Origin of the sequence: Geomonas paludis (assembly GCF_014193585.1) — a bacterium.
Taxonomy (GTDB): domain Bacteria; phylum Desulfobacterota; class Desulfuromonadia; order Geobacterales; family Geobacteraceae; genus Geomonas; species Geomonas paludis.
The window spans coordinates 154,397-172,300 of sequence record NZ_BLXY01000005.1; the positions used below are offsets into that span (position 1 = coordinate 154,397).

General features: G+C 59.2%; 17 protein-coding genes. 8 read left to right on the forward strand and 9 right to left on the reverse strand.

The annotated features are described in order from the left end of the window. Positions 1 to 18 precede the first annotated feature (18 nt). From H7687_RS13885 to H7687_RS13925, 9 genes are all read right to left on the reverse strand, one after another. The gene (locus H7687_RS13885) at positions 19 to 948 is read right to left on the reverse strand and encodes a lipid II:glycine glycyltransferase FemX (protein WP_246404882.1); all 930 of its coding nucleotides are present in this window, start codon (positions 946 to 948) and stop codon (positions 19 to 21) included. 100 nt (positions 949 to 1,048) lie between these two features. Next, positions 1,049 to 2,167, reverse strand: coding sequence for a DegT/DnrJ/EryC1/StrS family aminotransferase (locus tag H7687_RS13890; RefSeq protein WP_183348374.1), 1,119 nt, complete (start codon positions 2,165 to 2,167; stop codon positions 1,049 to 1,051). Beyond that, positions 2,130 to 2,657, reverse strand: a complete 528-nt coding sequence (locus tag H7687_RS13895) for an acyltransferase (RefSeq protein ID WP_183348376.1) — start codon at positions 2,655 to 2,657, stop codon at positions 2,130 to 2,132. The genes H7687_RS13890 and H7687_RS13895 overlap by 38 nt, the downstream gene beginning before the upstream one ends. Positions 2,658 to 2,704: 47 nt before the next feature. Beyond that, the gene (locus H7687_RS13900; RefSeq protein WP_183348377.1) at positions 2,705 to 3,730 is read right to left on the reverse strand and encodes a Gfo/Idh/MocA family protein; all 1,026 of its coding nucleotides are present in this window, start codon (positions 3,728 to 3,730) and stop codon (positions 2,705 to 2,707) included. 26 nt (positions 3,731 to 3,756) lie between these two features. Then, entirely contained in the window at positions 3,757 to 4,890 is a 1,134-nt protein-coding gene (locus H7687_RS13905; protein ID WP_183348379.1) for a sugar transferase, read from the reverse strand. A gap of 139 nt (positions 4,891 to 5,029) precedes the next feature. Next, the gene (locus H7687_RS13910; RefSeq protein ID WP_246404884.1) at positions 5,030 to 5,743 is read right to left on the reverse strand and encodes a Crp/Fnr family transcriptional regulator; all 714 of its coding nucleotides are present in this window, start codon (positions 5,741 to 5,743) and stop codon (positions 5,030 to 5,032) included. 107 nt (positions 5,744 to 5,850) lie between these two features. Continuing rightward, positions 5,851 to 7,170, reverse strand: coding sequence for a vWA domain-containing protein (locus H7687_RS13915; RefSeq protein WP_183348381.1), 1,320 nt, complete (start codon positions 7,168 to 7,170; stop codon positions 5,851 to 5,853). A 22-nt stretch (positions 7,171 to 7,192) separates the two neighbouring features. Then, positions 7,193 to 7,717 (reverse strand): TadE/TadG family type IV pilus assembly protein, encoded by a 525-nt coding sequence (locus tag H7687_RS13920; RefSeq protein WP_183348383.1) that lies wholly within the window; start codon positions 7,715 to 7,717, stop codon positions 7,193 to 7,195. Next, positions 7,714 to 8,205 (reverse strand): TadE/TadG family type IV pilus assembly protein, encoded by a 492-nt coding sequence (locus H7687_RS13925; protein ID WP_183348385.1) that lies wholly within the window; start codon positions 8,203 to 8,205, stop codon positions 7,714 to 7,716. Before H7687_RS13925 ends, H7687_RS13920 begins: the two co-directional genes overlap by 4 nt. Before the next feature lie 516 nt (positions 8,206 to 8,721). Here H7687_RS13925 and H7687_RS13930 point away from each other — a divergent pair. From H7687_RS13930 to H7687_RS13965, 8 genes are all read left to right on the forward strand, one after another. After that, positions 8,722 to 8,913, forward strand: a complete 192-nt coding sequence (locus H7687_RS13930) for a Flp family type IVb pilin (protein ID WP_198424637.1) — start codon at positions 8,722 to 8,724, stop codon at positions 8,911 to 8,913. 284 nt (positions 8,914 to 9,197) lie between these two features. Then, the gene (gene cpaB, locus H7687_RS13935) at positions 9,198 to 10,064 is read left to right on the forward strand and encodes a Flp pilus assembly protein CpaB (RefSeq protein ID WP_183348387.1); all 867 of its coding nucleotides are present in this window, start codon (positions 9,198 to 9,200) and stop codon (positions 10,062 to 10,064) included. Positions 10,065 to 10,104: 40 nt separating this feature from the next. Then, a complete protein-coding gene (locus H7687_RS13940) occupies positions 10,105 to 11,454 on the forward strand; it encodes a type II and III secretion system protein family protein (protein WP_183348389.1) in 1,350 nt (449 codons plus the stop codon). 66 nt (positions 11,455 to 11,520) lie between these two features. After that, positions 11,521 to 12,645 carry a CpaE/TadZ family protein gene (locus tag H7687_RS13945; RefSeq protein ID WP_183348391.1) on the forward strand — a complete coding sequence of 375 codons (1,125 nt, stop codon included), beginning with the start codon at positions 11,521 to 11,523 and terminating at the stop codon, positions 12,643 to 12,645. Between the two features lie 56 nt (positions 12,646 to 12,701). Then, the gene (locus H7687_RS13950) at positions 12,702 to 14,006 is read left to right on the forward strand and encodes a TadA family conjugal transfer-associated ATPase (protein WP_183348392.1); all 1,305 of its coding nucleotides are present in this window, start codon (positions 12,702 to 12,704) and stop codon (positions 14,004 to 14,006) included. Positions 14,007 to 14,015: 9 nt separating this feature from the next. Next, positions 14,016 to 14,978, forward strand: coding sequence for a type II secretion system F family protein (locus H7687_RS13955; RefSeq protein WP_183348400.1), 963 nt, complete (start codon positions 14,016 to 14,018; stop codon positions 14,976 to 14,978). Between the two features lie 8 nt (positions 14,979 to 14,986). After that, positions 14,987 to 15,898 (forward strand): type II secretion system F family protein, encoded by a 912-nt coding sequence (locus tag H7687_RS13960; RefSeq protein ID WP_183348402.1) that lies wholly within the window; start codon positions 14,987 to 14,989, stop codon positions 15,896 to 15,898. Positions 15,899 to 16,162: 264 nt separating this feature from the next. After that, complete coding sequence (locus H7687_RS13965) at positions 16,163 to 17,665, forward strand: hypothetical protein (protein WP_183348404.1); 1,503 nt, start codon at positions 16,163 to 16,165, stop codon at positions 17,663 to 17,665. Positions 17,666 to 17,904 lie beyond the last annotated feature (239 nt).

The following is a 17,904-nucleotide window of genomic DNA, read 5'->3' on the forward strand; positions in this document are numbered from 1 at the left end:
AGCCTCGTCCTCTCCCAATCATCCCATATGCCTATACCCCAGAGTCCCCACAATCCTTAACAACGTGATAGGCAGTTTCTTGAAAAGCTTCTCGTAGCCATGAAACCTGACGCCCAGAGGGAGGAAAGTGTCCGTGCTAAAGTCATAACGGTAGTAGTTTAGCTCAGACCTCTCCCCTCCCCACCCGTCTTTAAAAATCAACAACCCATCGTTATCTCGGTCTGTACGACCGAAACTCAGGCTAGTAAAACCATCATTTGCGCACTTCTTTATCATTTCCCAAAACAACAGATTGTTAGCTCGAAGACTCTGAAACTGCTCGTCAGAAGCTCCGTACTTATAAATTGCCTTATTTCCAAAATGAAGGCAAATAAGGCCTGCTACAGTGTTTTCTCCATGCCGTGCTAGGGCTGTAAATCCAAATCCTTTGGAAATTAGATGTTTGTGTAGGTGTATGAAATACTTCTTTGCTTGGGGTGGCTGCCCTTGACGTCTCCTAGTAATGCAGTGCAATCGGTAGAAAGATAGAACCTCATTCACACCATCGCTAACCTCGACCCGCACACCCTCCTTAAGCGCTTTTTGAATGCTTCGTGCTGCACTTTTTCGCAACCTACAGTGCAAGGTAGCTTCATCTTTTTCGAGCGGCAGAGTGTGCTGTACGAACCTCTGGTAGGCAACCTCATGACTGAGCATGGCCTCGCCCCGGAATTCTACATACCGCCATCGTCTTGACCGGCCGTAGTCCAACACGCTCTGAAACAGCAAATTGAAGTCCTTTTCGTCAGCAACCACTGAGTGGCAGTGGTCTGAAAAACTGACGGATACTCCCCGCTTCCCAGTGATGACGCTATCCACTTCGATGATCGGCAGACATCCTCTGATCTGCCCGCCTTGGTTCAAGGTAAAGTATCTAGGGCGATAGCGGTAGGATTCCTTCAGAAGCATCGCCCATTGCACAGAATGGAAGATCGTGCTTTCCCGAGATCTGCCAATCCACTCGGCATAACCAGGGTGGTGACATGGATCTATCATTTCTACCAAGCAGCTACGCTTTGTCCCGCACATTTGAGTGACGCTCTACTTCCTGGCAGATGTAATCGACCTCTTTTCCGGTCAACTCCGGGAACATCGGGAGCGAAAGCAGTTCCCGGGCGCACAACTCAGCCACAGGAAACTTTCCTGCCTGCTCTTCCCGGCTGGCATAAGCCTCCTGCAGATGTATTGGTACTGGGTAGTGTACGCCGCAGTCGATTCCGCTCTGTTGGAGAGAGCTTCTCATCATTTCCCGGCGTTGTGAACGAACAGCGAAAACATGATAGACGTGACGGGCATATTCCATCTCTTTTGGAACCTTGAGTCCAGCCACACCGGCTAGTTTCTCTCTGTAAAGCATCGCGTTGGCGCGACGTTGTTTGTTCCAAGAGTCCAGGTACTTTAGTTTCACACTCAGAACGGCGCCTTGTATGCCATCCATACGCCCATTGATCCCGATGACGTCATGATAATACTTCCGAGACTGGCCATGGTCCCGTAGCATCTTTATTTTGTTGGCCAACTCTTCGTCTTTGGTGACGACGCAACCAGCTTCACCATAGGCCCCTAAATTCTTGCCAGGGTAAAAACTAAAGCATGCGGCATGGCCAAGCCCCCCTGCTCGTCGCCCCTTATACTCGGCCCCATGCGCCTGGCATGCATCCTCAAGAACAGCAATCCCGTGTCGTTCAGCTATAGAGAGGATCGGATCCATATCCGCGGTTTGGCCATAGAGATGGACGGGTATGATAACCTTCGTCCGCTTGGTGATGGCCTGCGGTAACAGCTCAGGGTCCATGGTAAAGCTGTCTTCTTTGACATCCACAAAAACAGGCCGAGCTCCACAAAGGGAAATAGCCTCCGCGGTCGCAATGAAGCTATTGGGGACCGTTATGACCTCGTCGCCAGGTTGCACTCCCAACCCCAGGAGGGCCAGCCAGAGGGCGTCCGTACCACTGCCCACGCCTGCGGCAAATTTGCTTCCACAAAAGACGGCGAACTCCTCTTCGAATGCTTCAACGTAGGGCCCGCCAGAAAATGCGCACTTGGACAGCACCTCCGCTATCGAGCGTTGCACCTCTTCTGCAATTACATCATATTGTGCTTTGAGATTGAGAAATGGCACCTTCATCGCTTGTCTCCTTTTGGATAACCCGTAATACCCTCGCCGGATTACCGGCTACTACGCTGTGGGGTGCAACGTCCTTTGTGACAACGCTGCCGGCACCTACGATGGCATTTTCGCCAACGGTGACCCCACACAGCAAGGTGACACTAGACCCAATGGACGCGTTCTTCTTGATGGTCGTCCTGATACATGTCCAGTCGGCTTCTACCTGCAACTCTCCGGAGGCATTGGTCGCTTTGGGATATAGGTCATTGATGAAAGTAACGTTGTGGCCTATGAAGACGTTGTCCTCAATATCCACCCCTTCACAGATAAAGGTGTGGCTGGATATCTTGCAGTTTTTACCAACGTTTGCATTCTTCTGAATTTCTACGAAAGCGCCTATTTTAGTGTTGTCTCCAATAGTACATCCGTAGAGGTTGATGAACTTTCCAAGCTTCACTTGCTGGCCTAATTTGACATCCGGTGAAACTGCTACGAAGTCTTCAGCCATCCGTTCTCTCCTTTTCCGGGTGCAGTTCGTCTCTGCAGCCACGTCAGTTAGTCTAAGCGGACCAGTGCACCGCCCCCGCTCAACGACTTTTTAATTGCTTCCAGCATCCGGACCACCCTCAAACCGGCATACCCGTCGTTTTTGGGGGTGATGTTGTTATTGATGCAATCGATGAAGTAGGAAGCCTCTCCCTGCAAGGCCTCGACCTGGGTCACCCTTGGCGCCCACATGTCTCCGCTACGGTAGCTAAGGCGCAGACCGTAGGCCTTTTCCTTCGACTCCATCTCCAGACTGTCCAATCCCTCGACGCCTTTGTCATAAACCCGTATCTTTTCGTCGCTCACCAGATCGTTCCAAACCAGCATCTTCTTCTGGCCGCCTATAAGAGTCGTCCTGATTTTGACCGGAGAAAGCCAATTTACGTTAAGATGAGCTATCACATTGCCAGGGAAGTATATTGTTATATAAGCTACATCCTCGAGTTGGTTTCTAAAATGTGCGACTCCGGTTGCTGTAACAGCAACTGGATCCATGTGGAGAATGTGATCCATGATAGACAAGTCGTGTGGGGCGAGATCCCATACCACATTTACATCTTTTTGGAATAGACCCAAGTTAACCCTGATTGAGTCAAAATAGTACAAGTCACCTAGTATTCCGTCATCTATCAATTCTTTTATCTTTTTTACTGCACCCGTAAAAAGGAACGTATGGTCAACCATTATTTTCACTTTATGTGTCTCTGCAATCTCAATTAACTTTTCGGCTTCTGCTACCGAAGCAGTGAAAGGTTTTTCTATGAAGATGTGTTTCCCATTCTCGAGTGCTTTTTTTGCGATACTAAAATGAGATGAAACAGGCGTAACTATCGCTACAACATCGATATCTTTGGCTGTCAGGATCGATTCACAATCTTTTTCCATCCTTGCACCGGGATAACTGACAGCTGCTCTCTGCAAAGACTTGTCATCCGCATCGCTAATGGCAACTACTTTAGCTCCGGGGGTAATACTGAAATTCCTGGCAACGTTGGGCCCCCAGTAACCGAACCCTACTATTCCGACGTTGATCATAGGCTCCACCCTAGTTTTGCTGAACCTTAGTAGGCCCCCCTGCACCTCAGTACCACGAAAGGTGTGAGGAGGATGATTTTCACGTCCAACATGACGCTCCAGCTCCGGAGGTAGTGCAGGTCAAGCCTCACCATCTCGTCAAAGGTCGTCGAACTTCTACCACTCACCTGCCAAGCCCCCGTGATACCGGGCCTTTTGCCGATGAGCCTGTTTCTCTGCCAGCCGCTGTAATTTTCAACCTCGTAATGGATCGGCGGCCTTGGCCCGACCAGGGACATCTCCCCTTTGAGCACATTAAACAGCTGCGGCAACTCATCGAGGCTGTAGGCCCTGAGCAGCTTCCCTACTGCGGTAACACGAGGGTCGCTGGTGATCTTGTAGACCGTATCTTCACCTTCGTCTATGGATCCATCGATCAGCTGCTTCACGAATTGCCTATGTATCAGATCATCGTTATTGACGAACATGCTTCTGAACTTGAACAGTCTGAACTTGACGCCGTTCAAACCATATCGTTCCTGAATGAAGAAGATGGGCCCCTTGGAAGTGAACTTTATAGCCAAAGGAACAATCACGAATATGGGGGCCAGCAGCAGTAGTGACATCACGGCACCGGCAAGGTCAATGACTCGTTTGACCACCATCCCTGTGGACTTGCCGATGCTGTCAGAGGTGATATCGGGATAGAAGATCATGTCAAAGGCGTCGTCATCACCACCGGTTTCCGGGTATATCCTAAACGCAATGGCCACACGCCCTGCCAATGCCTCACCATACTTTGCCTCCAGCATCTCCCTCACTTTCGTCGCGACAACACGCTTGGCATCAGGGATTTTTTCAGCGGCGACTTCGGTTAAAATGACCCCTATCCCTTCCTCGCCCAAGGCTCCGGCGATATCCGTCTCCCTCAAGCAGCCGCGCAGCATGTTCGCCAGGGAAGGGAGAAAAAGCTGGCCTTCATCCTTTGCCACACTGCCTGCCGCAATAACCATGACCAGAAGCGGTTTTCCGGCCCTGTCAGCACGTCTCCGTTCCTGCACCAGTTTTTGCTGAAATTTCGCCTCAGCGCAGAACCCATGAGCGAAGCTGTCAGCGATGTCCTGCTTCCTCTGGGTGATGCAGCGCCACCACGATTTGTTGTTCCAACGCACATCACCCATGGTCCCACTCCGCTCCAGTACTCTCGGCCGGGCCTTTACAAGGGCCGACCAAATTATTAAATTTTTCCAACCACGAAAGTATAGTGAGGGGGGCGGCCATGTCAAGGCGCAGGCTGCGCTCTACACGGTCAACGCCGACCTACAGGAACTGCATCTTATGTTTGAACCTAGGCTTCAGCAGAATGGTCCTGTTTTGCAGCATCTCCAGATCACCCTCTTGAACCAGCCGGTGCAACAACCTAGTCACCGTCTCCCGGGATACAGAGGTGTACCCCGCCAGCTCCTTGTGGGTCAGCCTGAGCGCGATGACAGTACCACGAGCATCATTCACCCCGTGCAGTAGGCTCAAATGGTTGAGGATCGATCGCAACCGTTGCTCTGCATCGGGCAAGGTAATTGCCTTGAGCACCAATTGGGCCTCCCGCAACCGCTGGCACAAAATCGCCACCAACTGTGCGAGAACCTTCTGGTTTTGTAAAAAAAAGGTGTCAAAGGTCTCCTTCGAGAGCAGGCCTATTTCGGTATCTTCCATGGCAATCACGGTCGCGGGAGCGGTCTTGGCATCGAGAAGAGCCATTTCACCGAAGATGTCACCGCGTTTGTGCACCGCCAGTATCCTTTCCGTCCCCTCAGCGCCAAGGTGAACAACACGAACCTTGCCGCTGAAAACTATGTACATGTACCTTGCCGTCTCCTCCTCAAGCAAAACGATCTGGTTCTTCTGAAATTTCTTCTCTACAATCCGGCGCAGCACCTCGTTGAACTCCGCGTCGTCGAGATGCGAGAACAGCGGTATGTTACGCAACACGCGGATGTGACCTGAAGCATCTGTCTCTTTTCCGGTCTTGACCAAAGCACACCTCCGCAGCCGTTCGTCTCGATAAGCCCGTCCTGTTCCAGGGGCGCAACAAGTTCTTGGCACGAGAAAGAAGGCCTGTCCGAATCCCGCTGACGGCCACGTCACTTCGACAGCCGCAATATGTCCCGGTAAATGCTGTCGAAAGCGGCATCCAGTTCCGTTGCCTTCGCCGCATATGCAAAGATGCCGGCGGGCTGATCCGGCTTGTAGGTATCCACCCCTTTCACGTTGGCAAACCGTTTCATTATGTTCACCCCGAGTTCACTGCTGCCGTAGCCACAGTCGACCTCGTGGGTGGTCAACCGGGTGCCAAGGCCTATGGTGTAGATGACTATGGGCGTCCCGAGGGCGCCTGACTCGGCACGAGCGGCGTTGGCGATGTTTTCCGCCATGTTGCGCGCCGCCCGGTTTATGTTGCATAGGGTGTAGGGGATCTGCGAGGCGTCGGATGGGACGAAATTGCGCGTTCCGTCGGGGTTATAGGCGCTCACGCTGCCGGTGTAATCCCAACCCGGCAGGTACGTCATGCCGTAGGTCCCGATCAGGTGGTTGCGGCGATCAATAGCGAAGAGCTGCCCAATGTCCGTCGACTCGGATGACACGGAGCCGCGCACAGTGGTCCCGGCATCCGTCACAAAGTCACCGGCTACACCGTTGGGCGCTCCATCGGAAAAGAGGACGATGATCCTCAACCGGGACTGCTGACCGGGCGGTACGGTGTCCAGTTGGCGTTTTGCCAGCCGCAGCGCTTCCTCGACGTTGGTGTAACCGCCTACAGTTATGGCGTCTATGGCGTCGCTCACCTTGCCTTTGTTGAACCCTCTGCTGGCCGTTATGGAGGCGTCCTCCTCCGCACCCATGGCGAAATGGATCAAGCCGATCCTGTCGTTTCTTTCATCGAATTTATTGATGAAGTATTTGGCGGCCGACTTGAGCAGGGCCGCTGTTCCGGGGGGACTGGTAGGGGGATTCAGGGAACTGGTACTGTCCAGGACCAGGATCAGGTCGAGGGAGGCGATAGTCGTTGTCCCCGTAGCCCCGACGGTGAAGCTGTTCCTGCCCAGGACCTTGGCGAAGTAGGCCGGGGCCGTGGCGGTCGTGCTCACAGTGACCTCCCACGACTTCGCGTTGTGGTCGTAGTTAAAGGAGGTGGAAGGAGGGGCAACCGCTGCCCCCAGAAGCCCGTTGGGATAGTTGACGGCGAAGAACTTGGCCGCCTCAGCACTCGCGGCCCCCTCCCCCTGAGCGATTGCCCTTCCCGCCGCCAATGCCGCGGCATCGACCGCGGCGCTCAGCTTGGTCTTCACCAGGTAGGCCATGCCCAGGTCGATGGCGAGCCCGATCATGGCCAGCAAGAAGACCGCCGCAGCGGCGAAGCCGACTACGACCTGACCGTTGTCTCCACGTGGACGGCATCTCATACCTTCCCTCCCCGTCGCGCTGTTAGAAGACGGTCCTCGAGTAAAACTGCTTCCCGACGGCTATGGCGCTGTTGGAAAACAGGCTCCGGTAGTTGTAGAAAACCTCGACCACGTACGCCGTCTGTTCCGGTTTCAGGTCGAGGGAAGCCAGGTCGTTGGCGACAGGATTAGGTTCGGCCGACGTGGGGGTCCCGATCCTGCTATTTATGTCGCTTTGCGGGGTGCCCTTCGCCCAGCGGTCCTGGGCCTGGATCCGTTTCCCCTGCACAACCGTGATGAACATCATCCCCCTCTCCGTCATGTCCAGCGGTTGTGCGGTCGCTGCCAGTACGTCCATGACGGCCTGGGGATTGTTCTGCAGCCCCGGCGCCGGGCGCGACGCAAGGTTGGCCCCCTCGCGGCTCATGTTGGAGATGGTGTTGCTGGCCCTGATGGCGCACGCGAAGTCGTAGAGCGCGAGCATAAGCAGAGCGAACACGAGCAGGAGCAGGGAGAATTCCACCAGAGCCTGCCCCCTGCCGTTATGCGAGCGGCCCGCAAGTTTCATGGTCCACCCTTCTCGGGAAAGTTTTCGTTTGCCATCGCCGACCTCACCGTGAAGGTGTAGGCTCCGCCGGTAAGGATCGGCTTCAGGACGGGCGTCAAAAGCGGACAGGTGTAGGTCAGGCTGACCACGATGATCTGGTTCTTCTCCCCCGGCTCATTCTGCGTCGGTGTTCCGGTATAGTTGGCAAAGTTCACCTGGGTCGGGTCCACTACGCTAATGCGCGGCTCCTTGGGGACGTGAAGGTTGCGGTCGTAGAGCCCCACAGACTGCTCCCGAATCCTTTCGATCAACGACTCCCTCCGCCCCATACCCGGCTGGGTCTGGCCAGTTATCGCATATCGGGTCCCCTCCCGGACTGCATGCTGCATGGTCAGGTTGACAAAGAACATCCAGGCCAGGTCGCAGACCGCGAAACCTAGAAAGGCCACCACTGCGAGCAGTAGCGCGAACTCCACCAGCGCCTGACCCTTCCTGTTCCGCATAGCCATGTCCCCACCCTCTAACACCCCTGGCGGCCCCTTTGCCCCTGGCAATTGCGGGGGGGCGGTCCAAAACGCACCCCAGTATAAATTAGAAGACACCAATTTCAAGGCACCGGCTTCAGATGCCGGCTGCGCCTTTCCAGAACCCGTTGCGTATGACGCTCCTTTTACAGGAGGACCCCGCTCCTCCCCATCCGGGCAACCACCTCGCCGACTCCCTTTCCGAAAAAAATCGCTTGCAGTTTTTTTCCGGCGTCGTACTATTTTTAAATATTTTTAATTTTTAACACTTTTATAAAGTAAAGCAAAAAATTACTGAACTAAAATTTCATATTTACATCACGACATGTAAGATTTTCCAAATTTTACCTACCATAACCGATACAAATATGACAGTTACACCAGCTATAACATCAAACTTTTCAGCCTTTAACAGTAGCTGTTACAGCAAATCCAGAAGGAGACTCGTGGTTGCCGATTCACAAAGGTCGTACAACTCAGCCCAACAAAGGAGGTGTCATCATGTTCGAAAAATTGAAGAAAACAGGAAGGAAAATGAAGGACGCCCTGAAAAGCAACAGGGGGCAAGGGTTGGTCGAGTACGCGCTGATACTGGTGCTTATCGCGATCGTCGTAATCCTCGCAGTGAGAACTCTGGGAACAACCACAAGGAACATTTTCCAGAACGTGAACACGGAACTGACGAAGCCTTGACGAAGTAACCGCTATCTTGCCACCTGTGGGGAGGATGCAGCGCTCCCCTCAGGTGGCTTTGGCGCATTCAGGAGGGGAGCAGGTGCCTCCGCGGGTGGAAAAATCGCCTACCCCAGCACCTGCTACCGCAGCAATCGCCACGTCCTCACCGAACAGCAATCCCTGGGCGGACCCCCCCGGGGATTCAGATATTCACGCTTTGGCTGGTCCCTTATCACCGGGCACGAGGCCTTTGCTACGGCCTGCCGTCCGGTTCCGGTCGAGCAAAAGAGGAGGAACGGACTATGACCCGCCCCAACGCAGTCGCAGTAGTCTCGGTCTTCTCACTGCTATTCGCCGTGGCTGCCGGCTGGCTCACCTACGGTTACCTGCAGAGGGAGATGGACAGCGTCAAGGCCGTCCAGCCGCAGAGAATCGTAGTTGCCGCAGCGGACATCCCTATCGGCTCAGCGATCAAGCCATCGCAAGTGAAGATCACCTCCTGGCCCAAGGACAGCATCCCGCCCGGCAGCGCCAATGATGCCGAGACCGTGGTCAGCAGGGTGGCCATTCGTCCCATCACCAAGGGGGATGCCATCACCGAGCCCAAGCTCAAGCCGAAGACCGGGGCGACGGGAAGCGGTTTCATGACCTATGTCGTGCCCCAGGGGCACCGTGCCGTGACGGTCGCAGTCAACGAAGTGGCGGGGGTGGCAGGTTTTCTCACCCCAAGCGACCGCGTCGACGTCATCGTGACCACCCCTCTTCCCGGCAACGAGAAGGAGAGCATCAGCAAGATCGTGCTGGAGAACGTGCCGGTGCTGGCCACCGGGCAGATCACCGACCAGAAGGAAGGCAAGCCGGTCGTGGTACCGACAGTGACCCTCGACCTGGTCCCCGAGGACGCGGAAAAGCTGGTGCTGTCGGCAAGCAAAGGTTCCCTGCAGCTTTTGCTGAGGAACATCTCGGACACCTCTCATGTCGAGTCCCGGGGGGCGACCATCGGTAAGGTGCTGGGGGGCTTCGAGCCGGTCCGGGTAAAGACCGTGGAGCGCCGCGTGGCGACACCTCCCCCCGCCCCCAGACCGGTTGCCGTGGTCAAGGCGCCCCCCTCGCACACCCTGGAGATCGTCAGGGGAACCGAGAAAACGTCGAGGCAATACCCGGAATGACCATGGCCGTTAAATACATCAAGTAAGGACGAGGTGGCCTATGAATCTCCTCCCCTCCAAGAGAGGCTTCATGCTGGTTGCGCTGCTGGTCATGCTCGGGGCCAATTGCGCCTGGGCAGGCGTGCCGACCACGGTGGTCGTCAACAAGGGCGTGGTGTTGAGCCTTAAACATCCGGCCCGCTACGTGACCGTCACGGACAAGAACATCGTCGACCTCCCCGACCCGCCCAGGCGCAACCAGCTCTTGATCAACGGCAGGAAGATCGGGACCACCAACGTGATCGTGTGGGAGGAGAACAGCGACCAGCCCATCTTCTTCGACGTGCGCGTGGTAGGGGACCGGGAGACCGTGGAGTCGCAACTGCGCGACTTCGCCCCCGACGACAACATCAGCGTCGACTACGCCGACGACACCCTTGTCCTCTCGGGGACGGTCGGCTGCGAGAGCACGGGGAAAAGGGCGGAGGAAATCGCCAAGGCCTACGCCCCCAAGGTGCTGAACCACATCACGGTGGACCAGCCGCTCCAGGTCTTGCTGCAGGTCAAGGTGGCGCAGGTGGACCGGACCTCGCTCAAGAAACTGGGCGTGAGCGCCCTGGTAACCGGCAGTAGCGGCGAAGGTTTCTACAACCTCATCGGCGCCCCCAACGGCAGTTCGACGGTCACGAGTTCCGACGGTGTCAGGAGCAGCTCCACCCACGCCACGGGTATCGCCGGCAGTATACCCGGACTCGGCAGCTTCAACCCCCTGGACAGCTTCACCGCCGGGGTCTCCTACTTCCCGGCCGGCATCGGTGTGGTGCTCCAGGCGCTGAGCAACAAGGGGCTCGCCAAGATCCTCGCGGAACCGAACCTCCTGGTGAAAAGCGGCTCGGAAGGGAATTTCCTGGCGGGGAGCGAGATCCCCTACAGCGTGATCACCAGCCTCGGCGCGGCGGCCACCACCACCATCGTCTACAAGACGGTGGGCGTGAAGCTCAAGTTCAACCCCGAGGTACGCCCCAGCGGCATGATCAGCCTCAAGATCGACCCCGCCGAGGTGAGCAGCGTCGCGGGCACCCTTCCGGTGAACGGCTACCCCATCATAGACAGCCGCAACGTCAGCACCAGCGTCGAGCTGCGCGAAGGGGAAAGCCTGGTCCTGGCCGGCCTGCTGCAGGAAGAGCAGATCAAGAACATGTCCAAGATCCCGATCCTGGGGGACATCCCGATCCTCGGTGCGCTGTTCCGGGCCACGGACAAGGAGATCCGGGAGAGGGACCTGGTCTTCTTCATCACCCCGAAGATCGTGAAACCCGCCGCGCCGGGAGCCACCACCCCGCTGCCGACCGATCGGAAAGACCCCCGCGAGGAGAGACAGTTCGACTGGATTCCCAAGCTTCCCAGATGAGAGCGGACGGAGCCGTTTGCCGTCCAGCGTGACACCGGGCAAACCTCCGGTAAAGGGGCTCGTGAGATGACTTCCCAGTTTTCCATCGCCATCATAGACGAGGACAAGCTCTCCAGGGATGCTCTGCTCTCCTCCCTGAAGCCTTACGCGGACTCCATCACCCTGGCCGGGTCCATCGAACATGTCAGCCACCCCTCGTCGCTGCAGAAAGGGGCTCCCAACGTGGTGTTCCTCGGGGTCGCCCGCGTCGAACAGGGGATCAAGGACATCCGGACCATCACCGCCCAGTTCCCAAGGGCGTCGGTGATCGCCTGCTCCTCGGAGAAGAACGTCGAGGGATTCCTGGCCCTCATGCGCGCAGGTGCCGTGGAATACCTGCTGCGCCCCATCGGGCCGGAGGAGCTCAACCTTTCCCTGCAGAAGGTGAGCCGGCTGATCTTCGCCGCAACAGCCGAAGAACCGGCGCCGTCCGGGAAGATCCTGGCGGTGTACAACCCGGTCGGCGGCATGGGCACCACCACGGTCGCCGTCAACCTCGCCGCCGCGCTGGCGGCCGAAGGGGCCAAGGTGGCCCTGGTGGACCTGAACCTCGAGGCGGGGGACGTGAACACCTTCCTCAACCTGAACCCCGCCTACACCCTGAGCAGCGTGACCACCAACATCGACCGGCTCGATGCGGACTTCCTGATGAGCGTGATGACGCGCCACGCCTCCGGCCCCTACATCCTGACCGAACCGCTGGAAGTGGACGAGGCGGTCTCCATCACGCCGGACCAGATCCAGCGCATGCTCGAGCTGCTCAAGAAGATGTTCACCTACGTGGTGGTGGACTGCGCCGGGCTGCTGGCCGGTTGCAACCTGACCATCCTGGACAGCGCGGACCTCATCCTTTTCAACACCACGCTCAGCCTCCCCGGTCTCAAGAACACCAAGCGCTACCTGCTGGCCCTGGCCAACCGGGGGCATGACCGGGACCGGGTGAAACTGGTCATCAACAGGTACCTGCCCAAGTCCGACATCCAGCTCAAGGACGCGGAAAAGGTGCTGGGGGTTCCGGTGTACCAGGCCATCCCCAACAACTACGCCGACGTGGTGTCGTCGGTCAACAAGGGGATGCCGGTGGTGCATCTGCTCCCGAAATCCCCGGTGACCAAGGCCATCCTGGGGCTTGCGGAGCGGGTCAAACGGTAACCGGAGCGCCGCGCCCCGGCCGCAGCGTCGCGCGGGGTGCCCGCGAGGGGGGAGCCATGTTGCTTGAGGACGGATTGAAACCAGCGGTCCCGACGGCCGACGACGACCAGTTGCGGGACATGAAGACGCGCATCCACCGGCGCCTGATCGACACCATCGACCTGGCCAAGATGGACCTGATGAGAAACAGCGAGGTGGTCTCGGAAATCAGGAGCGTGATCGAAAGCCTGATCGTGGGGGAGGGGATCCCCCTGAACCAGAAAGAGCGGGACCGGCTGGTGGTGGAAATACAGCACGAGACCTTCGGCCTGGGCCCCCTCGAACCGCTCCTCTCCGATGACCAGGTCTCGGACATCCTGGTCAACAACTGCAACAACGTCTACGTCGAGCGCCAGGGGAAACTGGTCAAGACCGAGGTCCGCTTCCGCGACAACGCGCACCTGATGCGGATCATCGAACGGATCGTCTCCAAGGTCGGGCGCCGCATCGACGAGTCCGCCCCCTACGTCGACGCCAGGCTTCCCGACGGTTCCCGCGTCAACGCCATCATCCCGCCGCTGGCCCTGGACGGCCCGGTGCTCTCCATCCGGCGCTTCGGCCGCGACCCGCTCAGCATGAGAGACCTGATCCAACTGGAGACCCTCGACGAGCGGATGGCGGAGCTTTTGGAGGGGGCGGTGCAAACCAGGCTGAACATCCTGATCTCCGGCGGGACCGGCACCGGCAAGACCACCCTTTTGAACGTCCTCTCCGCCTTCATCCCCTCCGACGAGCGCCTGGTGACCATCGAGGACTCGGCGGAGCTGCACCTGAATCAGGACCACGTGGTGCGCCTGGAAACCAGGCTCCCCAACCTGGAGGGGAGGGGCGAGGTGACCTCGCGCGACCTGCTGCGCAACGCGCTCAGGATGAGGCCGGACCGCATCATCATCGGCGAGGTGCGCGGCGCCGAGGCGCTGGACCTTTTGCAGGCCATGAACACCGGCCACGACGGCTCCCTCTCCACGGTCCACGCCAACACCACCCGCGACGCCCTGTCCCGCCTGGAGACCATGGTGCTCATGGCGGGGGTGGACCTTCCGGAGCGGGCGGTCAAGGAGCAGCTGGCCTCGGCGCTCAACATCGTGCTGCAGCTGGTGAGGTTCTCCGACGGCACCCGCAAGGTGGTCAAGCTCTCCGAGATCACCGGCATGGAGGGAGGCACCATCGTCATGCACGACATCATGGTCTTCCAGCAAAGGGGAATCGACCCCGAAGGGCGGGTGATCGGGTCGTTCCGCGCCACCGGGGTGAGGCCGCTCTTCGCCGAGCGTTTCAGACTCTTCGGGCACGAGCTCCCGGAGATGATGTTCCGGAATTAGGAGCCGAGCATGCTTGTTCCTATCGTGGCATTGGTGTTTCTCACCGTCCTGTGCGCCAGCAGCGCCATCTGCCTGTATATCCTGCACCGCAGCGCCTCGGCCAGGACCGAACTGAGAAGGAGGCTGCAGCAGATGGCGCGCGGGGGGAGCGGCGAGGCCCAACCCGAACTGCGCGAGGCGCTGAACAGGAAGGCGCGCCAGGCGGGCGAGCTCATGACCCGTCTGCCGCAGACACGCGAGATGGGGAAAAGGCTGGAGCAGGCCGGCATCGAGACCCCGCCGGCGCTGCTGCTCGGGGTCGTCCTGACCGCGGCGCTCCTGCTTGCCGCCTTTACCGCGCTACAGACCCGCTCCTTGATTGCGGCCCTCCCCGCCGCCCTCCTGCCGCTGCTGTCGGCCGAGGCGGTGATCAGGGTCAAGACTGCGCGCAGGATCACCAGGTTCACCGAGCTGTTCCCGGACGCCCTGAGCATGATCGCCCGCTCCCTCAGGGCCGGGCAGTCGTTGACCACGGCCATCCAACTGGTGGGGGAGGAGGTACCGGAGCCGACCGGGACGCTGTTCAGGATCGCCTACGAGCAGCAGCAACTCGGTCTGCGACTGGTGGACGCCGTCGCCACCATGAACCAGAGGATAGAGAGCATGGACCTCAGGTTCTTCACCACGGTCATCGCCATCAACTCCGACATCGGCGGCAACCTCTCCGAGCTCTTGGACAAGCTCGCGCTCACCATCAAGGAAAGGCTTAAAATCCGCCGCCAGGTACGGGTCTACACGGCCCAGGGGCGCTTGTCCGGTTACGTGCTGGGTGCGCTGCCGGTGGTCGCTTTCGGCGCCTTCACCCTGCTCAGCCCCGAATACGAGACGGAACTGCTCAGGGAGCCCCTCGGGCTGTACATCCTCGCTTGCGCAGTACTGCTGCAGCTTGCCGGCCTGATCATCATCAGGAAGATCATCAGAATCCAGATCTGAGGTGCGCCATGCTCTACCTGATCGCTTTCACGGTATTTTGCTCCGTGCTGTTGCTGTCGGTGGCCCTGTCCCGGGTGCTGCTGTCGAGGAGGAACCCGGTGGCGCAGCGTCTGGCCGCCTTTTTCCCCACCGACAAGGCCGTGCACCTGATGCCGGAAGTCGAGTCGGGGACCTGGGCCTACAAGCTGCGGCGCATCGGCGAGAGGATGAAGCTCCCGAAACAGGAGCAGTCACGCTACACAAAAGCGCTGGTGGCGGGGGGGTTCCACCGCGACAGCGTGCATGTCTTCCTCGGCAGCAAGCTCCTCCTTGCCGTCGCGCTGCCGCTTCCCTACCTGCTGTTCGTCGTCGCACCCAAACATGCCTATTTCGACAGCGTCAACCTGGCCGTCCTGCTCGCCTGCGCCATCGTCGGCTACCTGCTGCCGAGTTACTGGCTCGCCAACAAGGTCAAGAGCCGCCAACTGGTGATCTTCCACACCCTGCCCGACGTGCTGGACCTGGTGACCCTCTGCGTCGAGGCGGGGCTCAGCATGGACGCGGCCCTCCTGCGCGCCTCGGAGGTCCCCCAGTTGGACCGGAACCCGCTGGCCCTGGAGATCCGCCAGGTGACCATGGAAATCAGGGCCGGCAAGCCGCGTGTCGATGCGCTCAAGGACATGGCGGAGCGCACCATGGTGGACGACATGCGCTCCTTCACCACCATGCTCGCCCAGACCGAGCGCTTCGGCACCAGCCTGAGCCAGGCCCTGCGTTCCTTCTCCGACGACCTCAGGACCAAAAGGAGGCAGGCCGCCGAGGAGGCCGCCGCCAAGACCACGGTTAAGCTCATCTTCCCGCTGGTGTTCGCTATCTTCCCCGCCCTGCTGGTGGTGGTCCTGGGCCCGGCGGTGGTCCAGATCGCAAGGGTATTCAAGTAATCCGCTTCGGGCAGCACCACGGAGGCAATCCACGTCCAAGGAGGTGATCCCATGAAAGTCGACTTCAACACGTTCATCCTGCTGGTAATCTCCGTACAACTGGCCCTGAGCTATGTGCGACAGGCCAAGAAGTAGCCCCCCCTCCCCTTGCCGGCCCGTCCGGCGCCGGCAAGGGTCTCCACCCACTCGCGTCCCCCCGGTTCAGCCTGCCGCGGCCGCGGTCCGGACCCCGCTTCGGCCCGGTGCGCCGGCCACCAGACCCGCATGAGCCTCAAGCGCCACCTGACCCCATACCTGGTCCCCTCCATCGCCGATCTGCTCCAGGCGGCGCTGCTCTGCGCGCTGTTCTTCACCACCCCTTCGCAGCTGCTGCAAGACGGCGACACCGGCTACCACATCCGCGCCGGCGAGGTGATCCTCAGGACCGGCACCGTGCCACTGTACGACTTGTTCTCGCAGCACGCCCCGCCCCTGCCCTGGACGGCGCACGAATGGCTCGCGGAGGTGATCATGGCCCTGGTGCACCAGGCAGCGGGGATGAGCGGGGTGGTCGCGCTGTACGCGCTGCTGTTGGCGCTCACCTTCCGGCTGCTGTTCAAGGCCCTGCTCAGCTACGGCAACGGCGTCCTCCCGGCGGCGGCGGTCACCCTGACCACCCTGATCTGCTCCAAGATGCACTGGCTGGCGCGCCCGCACCTCTTCAGTTTCCTGTTCCTGGTCCTTTTTCACTACCTGCTCGAGAGTTGGCGCAGCAAGGGCGGGGGGCGGCTGTGGCTTTTGCCGCCGCTGATGCTTTTGTGGGCCAACCTGCACGGCGGGTTCGCGGCGGGGTTCCTGCTGCTGGGCGCCTACCTGGCCGGCACGGCCGCCGGGATGATCGGCGCCGCAGCCGGGGAGTCCGCCATGGTGCGGGGCAGAATCCGGCAGCTTCTGGGCGTGCTCCTGGCCTGCCTGGCCGCAACCGTGGTCAACCCGTACGGCTGGCGCCTCTTGCTGTTCCCGCTCAGGCTGGTCTCGGACCGCTACCTCATGGACCACGTGGCGGAGTTTCTTCCCCCCGCCGTCCACGGCTGGCCCCCCTTCACCTGGCTGTTGCTGGTCCTGATCACCCTCTTCGCCCGCTCCCCCAGAAAGGCCGAGCCGACCGAACTGCTGCTGGTGCTCGGCTTTGGCTACATGGCCCTCACCTCGGTGCGCTACATCCCCCTGTTCGGCCTGGTCACGGCGCCCGCACTGGCGGCCCGGCTCGACGACCTGCTGCAGGGGAGCGGAAGGTGGGGCTGCCGGCTGCGGGAGGTTTCGGCCCGTCTCGCCCTCCTGGAGCAGCGCGCCCGTCCCCCGGTATGGGGAGCCGTGGCCGTAGCGGTGGTAACGGCAGCCGCTGCCGCAGGCCTCGTGCGCCACGCCTTCGACCGGCACCTGATGCCGGTGGACGCCTACCAGTTCGTGCTGCGCCAGGGGATCAAGGGGAAGGTGTTCAACAGCGACGAGTTCGGGGACTACCTCATCTACCGCGGCTATCCCGATTGCCGGGTCTTCATCGACGGCCGGCTGGACATGTACGGCGCGCAACGGCTGCGGGAATACAACGAGGTGATCGAATTCCGGCCGGGATGGGACCAGGTGCTGCAACGCTACGGCATCAGGTGGGTCATCTTCGAAGCCGACTCACGCTTCGCCAGGTTCCTGGAGCAAAGAAGTGAATGGCAGCTGGTCTACCGGGACAAGGTGGCCAAGGTCTTCCTGAAAAAGCAGGTTCCCCGTTAACCGCTTCATCCGTCCATCCGTCCATCCGTTCATCCGTTCCATCCCATCCTCCGCGTCCCCGGTACCAACAGCAGCACGCCCCGCCCCCCGTCCCCCCTCGTTTCAAGTCAATATCGCTACATCAGAAAATACCCTACCGCCCCACAAAACATCTAAAGTACGCCCCCCCCTTGCCGATACGGGCAGTACGCGTATAACACTGGTTGTAAAACTCCCACGAGAGATTTGACGCAAAATCA

Excerpts from the sequence above, each read along its gene's own strand:
- H7687_RS13885 (WP_246404882.1), bottom strand. The coding sequence starts at position 948 with ATGCTTCTGAAGGAATCCTACCGCTATCGCCCTAGATACTTTACCTTG.
- H7687_RS13890 (WP_183348374.1), bottom strand. The coding sequence starts at position 2,167 with ATGAAGGTGCCATTTCTCAATCTCAAAGCACAATATGATGTAATTGCA.
- H7687_RS13895 (WP_183348376.1), bottom strand. The coding sequence starts at position 2,657 with ATGGCTGAAGACTTCGTAGCAGTTTCACCGGATGTCAAATTAGGCCAG.
- H7687_RS13900 (WP_183348377.1), bottom strand. The coding sequence starts at position 3,730 with ATGATCAACGTCGGAATAGTAGGGTTCGGTTACTGGGGGCCCAACGTT.
- H7687_RS13905 (WP_183348379.1), bottom strand. The coding sequence starts at position 4,890 with ATGGGTGATGTGCGTTGGAACAACAAATCGTGGTGGCGCTGCATCACC.
- H7687_RS13915 (WP_183348381.1), bottom strand. The coding sequence starts at position 7,170 with ATGAGATGCCGTCCACGTGGAGACAACGGTCAGGTCGTAGTCGGCTTC.
- H7687_RS13920 (WP_183348383.1), bottom strand. The coding sequence starts at position 7,717 with ATGAAACTTGCGGGCCGCTCGCATAACGGCAGGGGGCAGGCTCTGGTG.
- H7687_RS13925 (WP_183348385.1), bottom strand. The coding sequence starts at position 8,205 with ATGGCTATGCGGAACAGGAAGGGTCAGGCGCTGGTGGAGTTCGCGCTA.
- H7687_RS13930 (WP_198424637.1), top strand. The coding sequence starts at position 8,722 with ATGTTCGAAAAATTGAAGAAAACAGGAAGGAAAATGAAGGACGCCCTG.
- cpaB (WP_183348387.1), top strand. The coding sequence starts at position 9,198 with ATGACCCGCCCCAACGCAGTCGCAGTAGTCTCGGTCTTCTCACTGCTA.
- H7687_RS13940 (WP_183348389.1), top strand. The coding sequence starts at position 10,105 with ATGAATCTCCTCCCCTCCAAGAGAGGCTTCATGCTGGTTGCGCTGCTG.
- H7687_RS13945 (WP_183348391.1), top strand. The coding sequence starts at position 11,521 with ATGACTTCCCAGTTTTCCATCGCCATCATAGACGAGGACAAGCTCTCC.
- H7687_RS13950 (WP_183348392.1), top strand. The coding sequence starts at position 12,702 with ATGTTGCTTGAGGACGGATTGAAACCAGCGGTCCCGACGGCCGACGAC.
- H7687_RS13955 (WP_183348400.1), top strand. The coding sequence starts at position 14,016 with ATGCTTGTTCCTATCGTGGCATTGGTGTTTCTCACCGTCCTGTGCGCC.
- H7687_RS13960 (WP_183348402.1), top strand. The coding sequence starts at position 14,987 with ATGCTCTACCTGATCGCTTTCACGGTATTTTGCTCCGTGCTGTTGCTG.
- H7687_RS13965 (WP_183348404.1), top strand. The coding sequence starts at position 16,163 with ATGAGCCTCAAGCGCCACCTGACCCCATACCTGGTCCCCTCCATCGCC.